The sequence below is a fragment of the Christensenella tenuis genome (assembly GCF_014287795.1).
Classification (GTDB): domain Bacteria; phylum Bacillota; class Clostridia; order Christensenellales; family Christensenellaceae; genus Christensenella; species Christensenella tenuis.
In genome coordinates, this window is the sequence record NZ_JACOON010000005.1 from 34948 (window position 1) to 51116 (window position 16169).

13 protein-coding genes are annotated in these 16169 nt (G+C 50.9%); 12 read left to right on the forward strand and 1 reads right to left on the reverse strand.

Translation table 11 applies throughout. The features are described 5' to 3' along the window. Positions 1 to 61: 61 nt before the first annotated feature. Entirely contained in the window at positions 62 to 1168 is a 1107-nt protein-coding gene (locus tag H8S18_RS09750; RefSeq protein WP_186858122.1) for a LacI family DNA-binding transcriptional regulator, read from the forward strand. Next, complete coding sequence (locus tag H8S18_RS09755; RefSeq protein ID WP_243165121.1) at positions 1134 to 2474, forward strand: uroporphyrinogen decarboxylase family protein; 1341 nt, start codon at positions 1134 to 1136, stop codon at positions 2472 to 2474. The genes H8S18_RS09750 and H8S18_RS09755 overlap by 35 nt, the downstream gene beginning before the upstream one ends. 133 nt (positions 2475 to 2607) lie before the next feature. Here the strand turns inward: H8S18_RS09755 and H8S18_RS09760 are convergent, their stop codons facing one another. Continuing rightward, entirely contained in the window at positions 2608 to 3393 is a 786-nt protein-coding gene (locus H8S18_RS09760) for an SDR family NAD(P)-dependent oxidoreductase (protein ID WP_186858123.1), read from the reverse strand. 647 nt (positions 3394 to 4040) lie between these two features. Between H8S18_RS09760 and H8S18_RS09765 the strand changes: the two genes are divergently transcribed. From H8S18_RS09765 to H8S18_RS09810, 10 genes are all read left to right on the forward strand, one after another. Then, positions 4041 to 4820 (forward strand): glucose 1-dehydrogenase, encoded by a 780-nt coding sequence (locus tag H8S18_RS09765; protein ID WP_186858124.1) that lies wholly within the window; start codon positions 4041 to 4043, stop codon positions 4818 to 4820. Between the two features lie 90 nt (positions 4821 to 4910). Next, positions 4911 to 5906 (forward strand): ABC transporter permease, encoded by a 996-nt coding sequence (locus tag H8S18_RS09770; protein ID WP_186858125.1) that lies wholly within the window; start codon positions 4911 to 4913, stop codon positions 5904 to 5906. A gap of 71 nt (positions 5907 to 5977) precedes the next feature. Further along, positions 5978 to 7096 (forward strand): sugar ABC transporter substrate-binding protein, encoded by a 1119-nt coding sequence (locus H8S18_RS09775; RefSeq protein WP_186858126.1) that lies wholly within the window; start codon positions 5978 to 5980, stop codon positions 7094 to 7096. 73 nt (positions 7097 to 7169) lie between these two features. Next, positions 7170 to 8708: a sugar ABC transporter ATP-binding protein gene (locus H8S18_RS09780; protein ID WP_186858127.1), complete on the forward strand. Its 1539-nt coding sequence runs from the start codon at positions 7170 to 7172 to the stop codon at positions 8706 to 8708. 156 nt (positions 8709 to 8864) lie between these two features. Beyond that, complete coding sequence (locus tag H8S18_RS09785; RefSeq protein ID WP_186858128.1) at positions 8865 to 9632, forward strand: GolD/DthD family dehydrogenase; 768 nt, start codon at positions 8865 to 8867, stop codon at positions 9630 to 9632. 16 nt (positions 9633 to 9648) lie between these two features. Next, positions 9649 to 10332: a deoxyribose-phosphate aldolase gene (gene deoC / locus H8S18_RS09790; RefSeq protein ID WP_186858129.1), complete on the forward strand. Its 684-nt coding sequence runs from the start codon at positions 9649 to 9651 to the stop codon at positions 10330 to 10332. A gap of 124 nt (positions 10333 to 10456) precedes the next feature. Beyond that, positions 10457 to 11191, forward strand: a complete 735-nt coding sequence (gene deoC, locus H8S18_RS09795; RefSeq protein WP_186858130.1) for a deoxyribose-phosphate aldolase — start codon at positions 10457 to 10459, stop codon at positions 11189 to 11191. 39 nt (positions 11192 to 11230) lie between these two features. Beyond that, a complete protein-coding gene (locus H8S18_RS09800; RefSeq protein ID WP_186858131.1) occupies positions 11231 to 13492 on the forward strand; it encodes an extracellular solute-binding protein in 2262 nt (753 codons plus the stop codon). Positions 13493 to 13515: 23 nt separating this feature from the next. Further along, positions 13516 to 15048 carry a xylulokinase gene (locus tag H8S18_RS09805; protein WP_186858132.1) on the forward strand — a complete coding sequence of 511 codons (1533 nt, stop codon included), beginning with the start codon at positions 13516 to 13518 and terminating at the stop codon, positions 15046 to 15048. 58 nt (positions 15049 to 15106) lie between these two features. Then, positions 15107 to 16159 carry an aldose 1-epimerase family protein gene (locus H8S18_RS09810; protein ID WP_186858133.1) on the forward strand — a complete coding sequence of 351 codons (1053 nt, stop codon included), beginning with the start codon at positions 15107 to 15109 and terminating at the stop codon, positions 16157 to 16159. Positions 16160 to 16169 lie beyond the last annotated feature (10 nt).

Genomic DNA, 16169 nt, shown 5'->3' on the forward strand with positions numbered 1-16169 from the left:
TTGACAAACGAAACGGTACGGAGTATATTATTTTTAACGGAACCGTGCTCGAGCACGGTAGATGGATGAATGTTTACAACAAGAGTCGTGGAGGAAGGACGTTTTGGGCGTAACGATCAAGCAAATCGCACAGATGGTGGGCGTGTCGCGTGGAACGGTGGATCGTGCAATCCATGGCCGGGGCGATGTCAACCCGGAAGTCAAGGCAAGGATCGAGCAAGTGATGCGGGAGACAGGCTACCGGCCCAATACTGTAGCCAAGGCGCTTAAAACGGCGCAGACTCCCATGACGTTCGGCGTTTTGATTCCCGCGGGAAACAGGTTCTATGAAGATGCTGCCAAAGGGCTGTGTGAAGCGGAAGAGGTTTATGCTCCGTATGGAGTCGCCATCAGGCGGATGGAAGAGACGGAATTGACGGCCGTACGGCAGGCCGAACAGCTTGCGCAGCTTGAAAGTGAAAACGTGAATGGAATTATCATGACGGCCGTGGACGATCCGGTTGTACGGCAGGCTGTCAACAAAATCGCGGAGAAAATTCCGGTGATTACCTATAACTCAGACCTCACAGACACCAGGCGCCTTTGCTTTATCGGGCAGGATCACATTGCCGCGGGTCGTGCCTCCGGCACATTGATGGGGAAGATGATCCGGCGGGAGGGAACGGTTGCGGTGCTTGTGGGAAGCAAACATATGCTGGCGCACTTGGAGCGCGCAGAAGGCTTCCGGCAGGCGCTCCGGGAACAGGGCGGCAATACGGTGCTGCCGGAATTGTATGAGACCCATGAATCGGACGGGCGCGCGTACAGTCTTGTAAAGTGGCTTGTGGAAACGCAATGCGATCTTGCGGGCATTTGTGTGACGGGCGGCGGCCAGGCGGGTGCGGGCGCGGCACTTGCGGCTTCCGGAAAAGCGGCGGATATACGGCTTGCATGTTATGACACGCTGCCGGAGACCATACAGCACGTGAAGGATGGCGTTGCCGATTATACGATTGCGCAGGATCCATTTTTGCAGGGCTACCTGCCGGTAAAGATCCTGTATGAATATTTGGCCTTTGGGACAAAGCCAAAACGGGAAAAACTTTTTACGCGTATCGATATTCGCGTAAAGGATAATATCATGGATGCAGGTTATGAACTTTTTACCGGGTGGAACGGGAAAAGATAAATATGTGGCAAACCAAACAAACGGGGAGGAAAAAACAATGGCGGACACATCAAGACAAAGACTGGTCAAAACATTGAATCACGAGGATCCGGGCAAGGTGGTTGTGGATCTTGGCAGCTCGCTGGTAACGGGAATTTCGGCGGTGGCGCTTTCGCGCCTGCGCGATGCGCTCGGGCTGGAAAAGCGGCTGGTGAAGGTTTACGAACCCATGCAGGTCCTGGGGCTGGTGGAAGACGACGTCCTTGAAGCGCTGGGGGTCGATGTAGTCGGCATAAGCACGCCGTATACGTGCTATGGAAACAAGAATGAAAACTGGATTCCGTGGCAGGTGCGGGGCGTAGACGTCCTGGTGGGGGAAGGATTTGAAACCACGATGGACGAAGAGGGAAACACCTATGTCTATCCGCAGGGCGACCGGTCCGTACCGCCGAGCGCTAAAATGCCCGCAGACGGCTATTATTTTGACAACATCGTGCGCCAGGGCGATATCAGCCATGAGAACCTGAATGGCCGCGAAGATTTTAAAAATGATTTCGCCTGCATGACGGATGCAGTGGTGGAATCGATCCGGGAGCGCACGGAATATTATTACAACCATACAGGCTATGGCATCAACATTGGCAATTTCATGTGCGGCCCCGGGGATGCGGCGGCAATTCCGGGTGCGGGCCAGAAAGAGACAAAAGGTATCCGCAGCATGGAAGAATGGCTCGTCGCGCACTATACGGAGCCGGAATATGTGCATGACGTTTATGATTACCTTGTGGAGGAAGCGCTTAAATCCTATGCGAAGCTAAAAGAGGCACTGGGCGATATGCCGCAGGTTATCCAGGTCAGCGGTACGGATTTCGGCACGCAGCGTACGGAATTTATTTCGCCGGATATGTATCGGGAATTCTATAAACCGTATCATGTTAAGGTCAACAAATGGATCCATGAAAATACGAACTGGAAGGTGATGTACCATACGTGCGGCTCCATTGTTAATCTGCTGGACGACCTCGCAGAGGCAGGAATCGATATTCTGAACCCGGTGCAGTGCTCGGCGGAAGGGATGGATCCGCATATGCTTAAAGAGAAATACGGCGACAAATTTGTATTCTGGGGCGGCGGTGTGGATACGCAGAAAACGCTGCCGTTCGGCACGCCGGACGAAGTATATGACGAAGTCGCGGAACGGCTGAAAATCTTTGCGCCGGGCGGCGGATTTGTGTTCAATTCGATCCATAATATTCAGGCGCCTACGCCGACAGAGAATATTTTGGCCATGTTCGAAGCGGTCAAAGACTATAATAAAGATAAATAAAAATTCATGCCGGGGCAGCTTTCAAGCCGCCTGGCATGAACAGGAAAAGGAATCTTCTATCAAAACGGCAAAGGCCCCGTCATTCAGCGGGGCCTTTGCCGTTTGATTTCCTGCCGTGTTTTTTACAGTAGAATTATTTTCCGGTTTCCGCATATTCGTGTGCGCGGTAAGGATTCTGTACTTTGAAAAATCCGCCGTCTACGCCGATAATTTCCCCCGTCACATAGCCTGCTTCAGGGGAAGAAAGGAAAGCGACGAGCGCTGCCGCTTCTTCGCCGGTACCAAAGCGTTTCAAAGCAATCTGCTTCACTTGGACGTCGCCGCGCTCACGAATCATGCCGTCCGTCATATCCGTGTGGATGATGCCCGGCGCGTAGGCGTTTACGGTAATGTCATACGGTGCAAGTTCCCCTGCCATAATCTTGGTAAACATATTGACGGCGGCCTTGCTGCAGCCATAGCCCACAAGCCCTACGTCCGCAAGCGTCGCGGAAATAGAAGAAGCGTTGACAATTCTGCCGTATTTGTTTTTCTTCATATAGGGGATGACGGCTTGCGTCATCAAAAACTGGCTTTTGAAATTGATGCTCATATAACGGTCGAGGTCGTCTTCGGTCATATCTTCAAGAAAGGCAAAATCGAAAATTCCCGCGTTATTGACAAGGATATCGATCCGCCCGAACCGATCGCCCACCGTTTTCACGATCCTGTCAACGTCCGCTTTTTTGCTGACGTCGCCCTGAATGACGTCCGATTGCGGGGAAAGTTTCTGTAGCTCCTCCTTTACTTCCAGCGCGCTCTGTTCGTTGGAGCGGTAAACCGCGACCACGATATCGCCCCTTTCGGCGAGCGCCAGACTCATACTCTTGCCCATGCCGCGCGTTCCGCCTGTTATAATTGCAACTCTTTGTTCACTCATTGTTTTCACCTCGTCGATTTTATCTTTCTTTAAGAGAGAGCTTAAACGTTTTCTGTTAAATAACATTTTCACATAAAAATGATAATTTAGAACAAAACTCTTAAAATTTCTTTCATTTTAGCAAGGCAAAGCGGTGCTTGTCAATCATTTTTTTGAACGTTCCAAAAAAATTTGGAAATTTTGAAAAAAGTTATTGCTTTTGAAAAAACCGTGTGATAGAATACAACCAATAAAACGAATGGAACGTTCCAATATGAATGGCCGTTCGATGATAAATAAGCATTTAAATTTTTATAGTATTTTATAGTATACTTTTGCGTACGGGAGAAAAGGCATAAAAAAAACGCCCAAATGGGCGTTGAAGATGTAGAAATTCAGGATTCTTAAAAGTATAGTCAAAAGTATAGATAGAGAAATCAAAGAACAACAAACTGCATACTGATACCAGAAGCAAAAGGGCCGTGCGCCCGGTGCGTCTTGTTTGCAGCGACATCTGAACAACCGGACACATTGTCTCCCGTAAAGGTTGCGGGGCAAAGGAGCGGTAATCGTATCGCCAGGGAGCGAAGGAAGAACCGCCGCTATATACGCTTTTCCGGGCAGGGTCTGCGCAGACAGGGAATCTGAAAAATTCGGAGGGTTTATTAATGAACGTCATGGACAGGTTTTCAATGAAGGGAAAAGCCAGTGTTATCACGGGCGCTGCGCAAGGTCTTGGGCAGGCAATGGCGGAAGCGCTTGCATCCGCGGGTTCCGATATTGTAATTGCTGAAATCAATACGGATCTGGCTGCCGAAACGGCGAAGGAAATTGCCAAAACCTATGGCGTGCGCGCGGAAGCGGTTCAGTGCGATGTTACCTCCCCGGAAGATAACCGGAAATTGGTAGAATATACGGTAAACACATTCGGTAAAATTGACGTTATGGTAAACAATGCCGGGATTGTAAAACATATTCCAGCGGAAGATGTAAAACCGGAGGAATGGCTCGCGGTAATAGGCGTCAACCTCAACGGCGTATTCTTCGGCGCACAGGCGGCAGGCCGCGCGATGATCAAGCAGGGATTTGGCAACATTATTAATACGGCGTCTATGTCCGGGCTGATTGTCAACACACCGCAGCCGCAGGCTTCCTACAACGCATCCAAAGCGGGGGTAATCCATCTTACGAAAAGCCTGGCGTGCGAATGGGCGCCTTACAATATCCGGGTCAATGCAATTTGCCCCGGCTATATGCAGACGGAAATGACGAAAAAGATTTTTGCGGACGGAGGCGAGTGGGTTGATACATGGATGGCAATGTCGCCCATGAAACGCCCGGGGACTCCGGATGAGCTGCAAGGCGTGGTTCTGTACCTCGCAAGCGATGCATCCACCTTCACAACGGGAACGGCCATTTCTGTAGATGGCGCGTACACCTGCTGGTGAGAATCAGCAATACCATTGTTTCATGATACGGCCAATGGCTGTATGTGATATATTTGGGCAATTTGCCCTGGCATTATAGGGAGGAAAATTATGAGTAACCAGACCGGAACAGAACTTTCCGCCAGGAAGAGCGGAAAATTCGGACAAATTATGGCAAAGCCGGAAATGACGGCGCTCGTCGCACTCATTGCATTGTGCATCATCATGTGCGTCCTGAGGCCTGAAACGTTTCCGACACCAACGAATGTGTTCAACATCATCAGACAGTTCTCGCTGAACGCGATCCTCGCGGTTGGTATGGGCCTGATTATCATCACGACGGGCATTGACCTTTCCGTCGGATCGGTTATCGCGGCTTCAGCGGCATTCGGCACGTACATTGCGCGTGCGAACGAAGGCACACCCGGCATCGTCGTACTGCTGCTCATCCTGGGCTTTGGCGCAGGCATGGGGCTTGCAAACGGCCTGCTGGTTTCCAAAGTAGGGCTTCCGCCGTTCATCGCGACCCTTGGTATGATGAGTATCGGCAGCGGTATCGCCCTTTTGATCACCAACGGATCGCCAATCAGCTATGAGCCGACATGGATTTCCGTATTCGGCGGCGGCTATATCGGGCCGGTTCCGGTTTCCGTAATTGTCATGGCGGCAATCGTTATTATCGGATTTATCTTTGCAAACAACACCATGACCGGCAGGAACATTTACGCTGTTGGTAACAGCGCGCCGGCAGCGAAGCTGTCTGGTATCCCGGTCGACAGGATCCTGACCCTCGTGTATGTCATTGAAGGACTTTTGGCAGGCCTGTGCGGACTGCTCTTGGTCGGCCAGATGAACAGTGCGGATCCGTCCTTTGGTAAAGGATACGAACTCGACGTTATCGCGGCAGCCGTTATCGGCGGCATCTCGATGTCGGGCGGCGAAGGAAACATCCTCGGCACGGTCGTCGGCGCGGCGCTCATGGGCGTATTAAAAAATATGTTCGTACAGCTCGCGGTTTCCGGCTACTGGCAGACCGTTATCCTTGGCCTGATTATCATCGGCGCGGTTGCGATCGACAGTGTCAGGAAAAAACGCGCAGCCCGTTAAGCGCGGCTTAATTACCCTTGTATTCAAACCGGCATGCCGGTTGAATAATAAAAAATCTGGGAGGAAAGATTATGTTAAAAAAGACCTTAGTAACCCTCGTTGCAGTTATTCTCTGCGTAGCGATGCTGGTTGGCTGCTCTGCACCGGCTGAAACGCCGAGCGCTGAAGCATCCACGGAAGCGTCCACAGAGGCGTCTACGGAAGCTTCGACCGAAGCGTCCACGGAAGCATCTGAGCCGGCTGGCGACTTCACGCCCGCTGCGGATCTCGAGATTCCGGCTGGTAAAACGCCGCTGTCTCTGCCTGTAGACCAGGTTGCGGAAGAACCCCTCAAGATCGCTACGATCATGGTTCAGAACAACCCCTTCGGTGCGGCTGTTCTCGTAGGCCAGAACTGGGCAAAAGAAGTTCTTGCCGACAGGAACTGCACGGTTGACTGCCTGTCCGTAGAAGACTTCGATCCTCAGAAATGGACGAGCGTTCTCGAGAACTGCATCGCTTCCGGTTATGATGCGATCACGTTCTTCGGCCTTTCCGAAGCCCTGCAGCCGACGGTTGACAAGGGCGTTGACGCTGGCATCCTGATGTATGCGTTCAACACGGAACCGGGCGAAAATTCCAAGCGTCAGGCTTATTATGGCCAGGACGGTACATACGGCGGCCAGGAATGCGGCAAGAAGCTCGAAGAGCTGATGGGCGGCGAAGGCAAATATGCGATCATCACCGGCGACTTCACGGTTCTCGGTCATGAACTCAGAAGAAAAGGCGCTCACGAAATCCTTGATGCGAACGATAAGCTGGAGATGGTAGCTGAAGTTGAGAACAACGATAAGGCTGAAGAAGCTTACACGCAGACGACAAACATCCTGACGGCAAATCCGGACCTCAAAGGCCTGTATGTAACGGCTGGCGGCCCGTCCGGCGCTGCGAAGGCTCTGGAAGACATGGGCCTGCAGGATCAGGTAATGCTGGTATGCCATGACGTTCTTGCTGAATCCGCTCCGTACATTGCGAACGGAACGATCAAGGGCTGCATGGACCAGGATCCGTTTAACCAGGGTGCACAGCCGGTTATCGACGCGTTCAATCAGCTCGTCGCTGGCGAAGGCCCGAAAGAAGAAATCACATGGTACGAAGGCGTTATGGCTACGCCTGAAAACGTAAAGGAACTGTTCCCGGAACTGTTCTAAGCGGAAAAGTGTTTGAGGATGTGGGACTGCGCGCTGCGCAGTCCCGGTCCTTCAAAAAACGGAGGTTATTAATATGAGCAAAGATCTCATTTGCAAAATCAACGGCATATCTAAGATCTTCCCAGGTGTTAGAGCTCTTGATAACGTAAGTTTTGATATTTACAGCGGCGAGGTGCACGCGGTTGTCGGTGAAAACGGCGCGGGCAAATCGACACTGATGAATATACTGTCCGGAGTCTATCCGGCGGAAGAAGGAACAGTTGAATTTGAAGGGAAGGAAGTTCACTTCAGAGAGCCGAAGGAAGCGCAGGAAGCGGGAATCGCAATGATCCACCAGGAACTGTCGCTCGCGCAGCATATGACGGCTGCGGAAAACGTGTACATCGGCAGGATGCCTAAAAAGGGAATGTTGATCGACCGGGCAAAGATGTATAAAGACACGCAGGACTTTTTGAACGAACTTGGAATTGACTATATCAGCCCCCGGGCGCTCGTTAAGAATCTGAGCGTATCCGAACAACAGCTTCTGGAAATTGTAAAAGCAATGTCTTTCCGTTCCAAGATGCTGATTATGGACGAACCGACGGCTTCCCTTACGGAAGGTGAAATTAAGTTCCTGCTCAAGATTGTGGATAATCTGCGCAAGAACGGCGTTGCAATCCTCTACATTTCCCACAAATTAGAAGAAATTATGGAGATTGCGGATAAAATTACAGTGCTGCGCGACGGAAAGCATATCGAAACACGTGAAAAGAAGGATATGGATGAACAGACGATGATCAACCTGATGGTTGGACGCGAGTTCGACCAGTCTGCGCACCGTGAGTTCCTGAACGATTATGATACGCGCAAGCCCATCCTTGAGGTGGAAAACCTTTCGGATGCACGCGGCCGCGTAAAGAATGTTTCTTTCAAACTATATGAAGGCGAAGTGCTTGGCCTCACCGGCCTTGTCGGCGCAGGGCGCTCCGAGCTTTTGGAAACGATTTTCGGTGCGCATATGAAAACAGGCGGAACCATCAAATTGAGTGGGGAAGAAATTAGAATTAGAAATACGGAAGACGCAATCAATCATGGTATGGCACTGATTCCAGAAGGCCGGAAGATCCAAGGCCTGTTCCTCAAAATGTCCGTGGAAGACAACATGACAATGGTTTACTTAAAGCGCCTGAAGAGTGCGCTTGGCCTCTTAAATAAAAATAAAGTTAAAGGCATCTCGGATGAATATGTGGATAAGCTGAATATTAAAACGCCATCGCTCCAGCAGTGCGTCAACAACCTTTCCGGCGGTAATCAGCAAAAGACGATCGTTGCGCGCTGGCTGATGAACGGGCCGAAGATCCTGTTTATGGACGAACCTACGCATGGTATCGATATCGGCGCAAAATCCGAAATTTACCGCATTATTGATGATCTTGCAAAAGAAGGCGTATCGGTTATTCTTCTCTCTTCGGAACTGCCGGAAGTTTTGTCCATTTGCGACAGGATCATGGTAATGCATCATGGGGAACTGAGAGGTATTCTGATGCACGATGAGGCAGACCAGGTGAAGATCATGTCTTACACGCTGGATTCTGCGGGATCAGATGCGCGTGCAAGTCAGACCGCTTAATATTGGCATAAGATTTTACAAAAGAACAAGGCGGTTTTAGGCTTAATTTTTCACCGCCTTGTTTTTTTACGCCGCATAGGCCGGATTCTTGTAGCTTTTTGACATGATTTGCGTTCCACAGGCGGCGGGCAAACCAACCTTTTAAGGAGGATCAGGATGGCACATAAGGAATTCAACGAAAATTTCGATCTTACGGGAAAACGGGCAATCATCACAGGCGCCGCAAGCGGCATTGGTTTTGAAATCGCGAAAATGTATGCACGCAAGGGCGCGGACATTATCGTGTTTGACCGCAGCGAGTCCGAAGAACTGGAACAGTATGTGAAAGGGCTCGGGCGCGAATATATGGCATATCAGGGCGATATCACAAAAGGCGCGGAGCGCCAGGGTCTCGTAGATGCGGTGATCGGGCGTTTCGGTAAAATTGATATCCTCGTGAACTGCGCAGGAGTTGGCCTGATTGATAAAGCAGTGGATATGACCGAAGAGATGTGGGATCTCACAATGAATGTGAACCTCAAAGGCATGTTTATGCTCAACCAGATCGTAGGGCGCACGATGATTGAAAATGGCGGTGGAAAAATCATTAATATGGCGTCGCAGGCAGGAATTGTCGCCCTTGATAAACATATCGCCTATGGCGTGGCAAAGGCGGGCGTCATCTATATGACGAAACTCCTCTGCTTTGAGTGGGCGCAATATAACATCAATGTCAACGCCATTTCCCCAACCGTTATTTTAACGCCCATGGGCGAAGCTGCCTGGGAAGGCGAAGTGGGCGAAGCCTTTAAGAAGACGATTCCCGCACGCAGGTTCGGTTATCCGGAAGAGGTTGCGGCATGCGCGGTGTTCCTCGCGAGCGACGCAGCAAGCCTGATCAACGGGGAGAACCTCGTGATCGACGGCGGCTATACGATTCAATAAAGAAAGTGAGAAAATCATGAGCAATCAATTGACGTTTGAAACATTACCGGGAATTGTAGATATCAGCGCGCTTTCCGTCCCGACGACGGAAGCGGATGTGGAGGAGCTTGCGAAGGCAGCGAACCAATATGGGTTTATCGCAGCTTTTGTTATGCCCTGCAATATCGAATATTTAAGGCAGCAGCTTGGCGCGGATACGAAAGTGATTATGGGGGCGCCGATCGGCTTTCCTACCGGGACAGACCTCACGCAGGACAAAGTGTTCCAGGTAAAAGAGATGAAAAAGCTCGGCTGCACTGAGTTTGATATGGTAATCAGCGTATCCAAGCTGAAATCCGGCAAGCTCGATTACGTAAAGAACGATATTGCCGCCGTGATTGAAGCCGCGGACGGATATCCGGTCAAAGTAATCCTTGAAGTAACCTACCTTACGGACGATGAAATCAAAACCGGAAGCGATATCGTGGCAGAATCGGGCGCGCAGTACGTAAAAACAGGCACAGGATATTCGCCCAGGCCGACGGAAGTACGCCATGTAGAGCTCATGAAACAGACGGTGGGCGACCGGGTGAAGATTAAGGTAGCTGGCGGCGTGCGGGATTTTGATACGCTCAAAGCCTTTTATGATGCCGGCGCGCAGCGTTTTGGGATCGGCATGAAATCGGCAATCAGTATTTTGGAATCTATCAGGAATCAGTAATTCTTCATTTTTTCCTCTTCAAGCGGATAGGGGAACGGATTCGCCGTTCCTCCGAACCGCGCATAATGGAGCAGATTCATTTTCAACCAGTCTTAAATAATTATTTTGATAGGAGAAAAAGACCATGGAAAAGAAAAAAATCACTGTACAAGAAATTGCAGACGCGCTCGACCACTCCCTTCTGCGTCCGGATATTACGGTCAAGGAATTAAAAGAAGGCTGTGATCTTGCAAAACAGTATAAATGCGTTTCGGTATGCGTACGTCCTTCGGATCTTCCCATTGTAATCGAAGAACTGAAGGGAACGGATGTGCTTCCTACGACGGTTATCGGTTTTCCGCACGGAACCTGCACAACGGAGACGAAGGTATTCGAAACCAAGGATGCGGTCGAAAAGGGTGCCGTGGAAGTGGACATGGTCATGAACATCGGCAGGTTCCTCTCCGGCGAATATGATTATGTTCTGGATGAGATCAAACAGGTTGCAAAAGCGGCGCATGATGGCGGCGCGCTTCTGAAGGTGATTTTTGAAAATTATTACCTCACGGACGAGCAGATTATCAAAGCGAGCGAACTGGCGAAAGAAGGCGGCGCAGACTTTTCCAAAACGTCTACCGGTTATGCGGGCGGCGGAGCGACAATCCACGACCTTAAGATTATGGTAGAGCATGCGGATGGCATGAAGGTAAAGGCTGCCGGCGGAGTAAAGACGCTGGATGCCGCGCTTGCCGTCCTTGCGACAGGTACGGTGCGCATTGGTACGCGTTCCTCCAAAGACATTCTGGAAGAAGCGGTAAAGCGTGAGGAAAAAGGCGAACTCTTTTTGAGTGACGAGGGCGAACTCGGAACAGGGTATTAATGAACCGGGTTCAGCAGGCAAGACGGACGGAGTAGGGCTATGGCAACGATGAAGGATGTTGCGAAGCTGGCGGGGGTATCTCATGGCACGGTTTCCAACATTATAAATGGGGCAAAAGGGGTCAGCCTCGATAAAGTAAAACGCGTGGAAAAGGCAATGAAAGAGCTCGCCTATGAGCCCAATGCCATTGCGCGCAGCTTAAAGCTGAGCAAATCGATGCAGATTGACGTCATCATGCCCAACATCGTTGCCGCGGCCATGGCCCAGATGTACACTGACCTGTCCGCCCTGTTTGCGGAAAAGGGTTATGTTACCAACCTGCATATCACAAACGAAGATGCGGAATTGGAAACGCGGCTGCTCAACATGTCCCTGATGCATAATGTAGACGGCGTCATGCTACTGACCTGCCAGCCCGGGAATACGGAATTGTTCCAGCGGCTTAGGCAAAGCGGGCTGAAGATCATATTTATGCAGCGCCAGCCTGACGATGAGCAGCGGCATTATGTGGGGCTTGACGCCCAGGAGCAAACGAAAAGTACCGTTTCACAGCTTCTGGAAACAGGATATCAGGATATTGGCATCCTCCTAAGTCCGATCCAGTATACGCTGGAAGAACAAACGTTTGACGGCTATGTGGAAGCGCATCGCGATCATGGCCTGACTGTGCAGCAGCATCTGTGCGCAGTATCGAGCTATGACCGCGAGGGTCTTCTCAAGGAAGCGATTCGCCTCATTGCATCAAGCAAACCGCCGCAGGTGATCCTTGTCATTTGTTCGCAGGCGATGGATGCGGTTTTGAAAGCGTGCGAAGTGCTGCATGTTCCCAAACAGTCGCGGCCGCTTGTGGTAGCCAATATGCCGATAACATGGACGCTGACTTCACGTGAAGGCGTCATTGTCGTTCCGCATCCGTATATTACATTGACTGAAGCGGCATTTAATATGATGCTGGACTACATAGACGAAGGACAGAAATTCGCGGCGCGTACCGTCTTCCTGAAGGTGAAGCCCATACACCTGAAAGAACTGGATCCACAGCCGGAGATTCGGGTGAAGGAGCCCCGGCGGAAGCTGCGTGCCCTGCTTACGATCGACCGGGCGAGATATGCAATGGAAACGCTGAAGTCCGATTTTGAGGAAAAAACCGGCTATGAGCTTGAAATTGATGCCAAATCCTATCCAAAAATGTACTGGGCGATCAAAGATGAATGGTATAATGATTATTATGACGTATTCGACGTAGATATTCCATGGCTTGCGGAATTTGCACAGAAAAAGGTTGTGGAAAACCTGGATGGCTATCTTGCGGAAGACCCGGATTACTACGACGACATGCTGCCCGGGATTTTTGAAAAATATGCCGAGCGGCAGGGATCTGTTTATGCGATTCCCTTTACATTCTGTACGCAGCTGCTTTTTTACCGTAAGGATTGTTTTGCGGATATCCGCATGCAGCGTATGTTTTATGAGCAGCATAAAAAGGAATTAAGACCGCCGCGCACATGGGAAGAGTTTAACGCGGTGGCACAGTTCTTTACAAGAAAATACAATCCGGATTCCCCTACGGAGTTCGGAACGACGCTCGGAAGCCGAATGTCGTCGGGCGGCGTATGCGAATATCTCCCGCGGCTATGGTCGTTTGGCGGAGAGGTGCATGACGGCAGACACTTTACGCTCGACAGCGCAGAGGCAGTGGCGGCGCTCAATAATTATAAGGAGAGCTTCCGGTATGCCTCGGCAGAATCGTGCGACAACTGGTGGGGGGAACAGGCCGCGGAATTCCGCAGCGGAAAAGCCGCGATGATCACGATTTTTACGGATAATATGTCCACGGTTACGGAATGGAGCAAATCCAAAGTCAATGGCAAGATCGGTTTCGATCTTATGCCCCACAAAGTGGGTGTGGACGGTGGATGGGCCCTTGCGGTCAATGCCTCCAGCAAACAAAAAAGAGCGGCGTTTGAGTTTATCAAATGGGCGACAAATAAGGAAATTTCGGTTCTCAATACCATCCTCGGCGGGTTTGTCCCGCGCATGACGGCGATGGAAAACCTCGAAGTTTCGAACGTTTACCCTTGGTTGCACAGGACGGTGGAAGCAAGCGGGTTTGGGCGCATGAGGGAACTACCGCTCAAAGCGGACGGTACGTGTCTTTCAGAACAAATTTTTGAGGATATCCTCGGAAAAGCGGTATACGATACCGTAACAGGGCAATCGGATGCACAGACTGCGCTTACGATTGCAAATAACGAATTAAATGTATTACTGGCAGAAGTTGAATTGTTAAAAGCAGAATAAAGAAGCAAAGGAGCATGGGGAAAATGGAACAGAAAATTATCGCGTGGGACCTTGGAACGGGCGGAAACAAAGCGTCGTTATATGACAGCGACGGAAATTGCATTGCAGCGGCATTTATGTCTTATAATACGACCTACCCGGCGCACGGCTGGCATGAACAGAAGCCGGAAGACTGGTGGGATGCAATTGTAAAAAGTACGCGGCTGCTCCTCGAAAAAACGAATGTAGATAAGAACGACATCACATGCTGCGGTATTTCAGGCCACAGCCTTGGCGCGGTGCCGATTGGCAAAGACGGCACGCTCCTCAAAGAAAGCACGCCAATTTGGTCGGATGGCCGTGCAACAAAACAGGTAGCGGACGTATTTCAGAATTACAGTGAAGAAAAGTGGTACATGACGACAGGAAACGGCTTCACGCCGGCGTTTTATTCCGCTTTCAAAATTTTATGGTACAAAGACAACGAGCCGGATATTTATAATAATATCGGCAAGGTTATCGGCACGAAAGACTACATCAATTACAAGTTGACAGGCCGCCTGTGCACCGATCCTTCCTATGCCTCGGGCAGCGGCGTATGGGATTTGGAAAAGTGGGCTTATTCGCCCGAACTTATCCGCGCAATGGGCCTTCCGGCTGAAATTTTCCCGGAGGTCGTGGCTTCGACAGATGTAATCGGCCAGATTTCAAAGGAAGCGGCAGAGGCGCTGGGCCTCACCACGAATGTAAAGGTCGTTTCGGGCGGCGTAGACAATTCCTGCATGGCGCTTGGCGCAAAGGCGTTCAAGGAAGGGCGCGTATACAATTCCCTTGGTTCTTCTTCATGGATTGCGGTTTCTTCGCAGAAGCCGTTGCTTGAAGCAAATTCCCGCCCTTATGTATTTACGCATGTGGTCCCTGGCTATTTTGCCTCCGCGCTGTGCCTTACGGCGGGCGGTACATGCTTCCGCTGGATGCGTGACCAGATGTGCCAGGAATTTGTGGAAGAAGCGGCAAAAACGGGCGGCGACGCTTATGACCTGATGACGCAGGAGGCGGCAAAATCCCCGGTAGGGGCCAACAAACTGCTCTTTAACCCAAGCCTTGGCGGTGGGATGCCGATGGATAAAAGCTATAACCTGCGCGGCGCGTTTATGGGCCTTGACCTGATCCATACGCGCGCGGATGTAATTCGTTCTTCCATGGAAGGAATTTCCATGGGGCTTAGGGCCTGCCTTGATAAACTGCGTGAGCTGACGGATATTGCGGATGAAATGCTCCTCGTGGGCGGCGGCAGCAAGAGCGCCCTGTGGCGGCAGATCTATGCGGACGTGTACAAGATGCACGTTCTGAAATCCAATATCGACGAACAGGCGGCAGCGCTCGGCGCGGCGGCATGCGCGGCGGTAGGCACGGGCATCTGGTCTGATTTCGATAAAATCGACGCACTGCATAAGATTGAAGAAAATGTCGCTCCTATTCCGGAAAATATGGAATATTATGATAAAATGATGAAAGTATATTACAAAGCTTCGGACAGCTTATCCGATATCGGCGATATGCTCATGGAACTCTAAACAGAAAAGGCGGAACGGAAGGCATTCCGTTCCGCTGTTTTAAATAAGGAGAAGAACGATGGAATTGTTTGGGAAAAAAGTAACCAAAGCGGAATTAACCAAATATGTAGGCGATATGTCGCAGATTGCGGATGCGCGCGAGGGCGTGCTGACAGCGGGAAAAGCGGATGGCGTACGGGTAATCGACGTAAAAACGGGCGGCGGTTTTTCATTCTCTATCCTACCCTCGCGGGGGATGGATATCGCATGGGCCGAATATAAGGGAACGCCGGTTGCCTATATCGGGAAACCCGGGGTGGTAGGCCCGGCATATTTTGAAAAAGACGGCCTCAGCTTCATGCGGGGATTTTTCGCCGGACTTATGACAACATGCGGCCTCACCTATATGGGTGCGCCCTGTACAGATGAGGGCGAAGCGCTTGGCCTGCACGGCAGGATCAGCAATACGCCTGCGTATGACGTAAGCGTCAGCAAAGAGTGGGAAGGCGATGATTATGTGATCCGTATTCGCGGCAAGGTAGCGGAAAGCGCCGTATTTGGCGAGAATATGGTCCTGACCCGTGAATTCGTGGTAAAAATGGGTGAAGCCTGTGTACACGTACACGACCATGTGGAAAACTGCGGCCACGACGATGCGCCCTTCATGCTGCTCTATCACTGTAATTTCGGCTATCCGCTGGTCAGTGAAGATACAGTGCTGATCGAGCCGGAAGGCACCAAAGTGCGGGCGCGGGATGCGGAAGGCGAAAAAGGAATCGACCGCTATATGAAGTTTGAAACGCCCACGCACGGCTATAACGAACAGGTATTCTATCACGATATTCCCAAGGTAAAAGGTGATGAAAGCTATTCCTGCCTGTATAATGAAAAGCTTGGTTTGGGCGGTTATGTGAAGTTTAACCGTGAACAGTTTACGCACTTCGGCGAATGGAAAATGATGGGGGAAGGCGATTATGTGGTTGGCCTCGAACCGTCAAACGGCCTGCCGGAAGGCCGCGCGGCGGCGCGTGAACGCGGCCAGCTTATTATGCTGAAGCCCGGCGAGACGAAGGACTATGAATTCACCATTGGGGTAGTGGAAGGCAAAGACGAAATCGCGGCGGTTCTCTGAGGCGGTTGCC

Excerpts from the sequence above, each read along its gene's own strand:
- H8S18_RS09755 (WP_243165121.1), top strand. The coding sequence starts at position 1,134 with ATGAACTTTTTACCGGGTGGAACGGGAAAAGATAAATATGTGGCAAAC.
- deoC (WP_186858129.1), top strand. The coding sequence starts at position 9,649 with ATGAGCAATCAATTGACGTTTGAAACATTACCGGGAATTGTAGATATC.
- H8S18_RS09760 (WP_186858123.1), bottom strand. The coding sequence starts at position 3,393 with ATGAGTGAACAAAGAGTTGCAATTATAACAGGCGGAACGCGCGGCATG.
- H8S18_RS09800 (WP_186858131.1), top strand. The coding sequence starts at position 11,231 with ATGGCAACGATGAAGGATGTTGCGAAGCTGGCGGGGGTATCTCATGGC.
- H8S18_RS09765 (WP_186858124.1), top strand. The coding sequence starts at position 4,041 with ATGAACGTCATGGACAGGTTTTCAATGAAGGGAAAAGCCAGTGTTATC.
- H8S18_RS09750 (WP_186858122.1), top strand. The coding sequence starts at position 62 with ATGGATGAATGTTTACAACAAGAGTCGTGGAGGAAGGACGTTTTGGGC.
- H8S18_RS09775 (WP_186858126.1), top strand. The coding sequence starts at position 5,978 with ATGTTAAAAAAGACCTTAGTAACCCTCGTTGCAGTTATTCTCTGCGTA.
- H8S18_RS09805 (WP_186858132.1), top strand. The coding sequence starts at position 13,516 with ATGGAACAGAAAATTATCGCGTGGGACCTTGGAACGGGCGGAAACAAA.
- H8S18_RS09810 (WP_186858133.1), top strand. The coding sequence starts at position 15,107 with ATGGAATTGTTTGGGAAAAAAGTAACCAAAGCGGAATTAACCAAATAT.
- H8S18_RS09780 (WP_186858127.1), top strand. The coding sequence starts at position 7,170 with ATGAGCAAAGATCTCATTTGCAAAATCAACGGCATATCTAAGATCTTC.
- H8S18_RS09770 (WP_186858125.1), top strand. The coding sequence starts at position 4,911 with ATGAGTAACCAGACCGGAACAGAACTTTCCGCCAGGAAGAGCGGAAAA.
- deoC (WP_186858130.1), top strand. The coding sequence starts at position 10,457 with ATGGAAAAGAAAAAAATCACTGTACAAGAAATTGCAGACGCGCTCGAC.
- H8S18_RS09785 (WP_186858128.1), top strand. The coding sequence starts at position 8,865 with ATGGCACATAAGGAATTCAACGAAAATTTCGATCTTACGGGAAAACGG.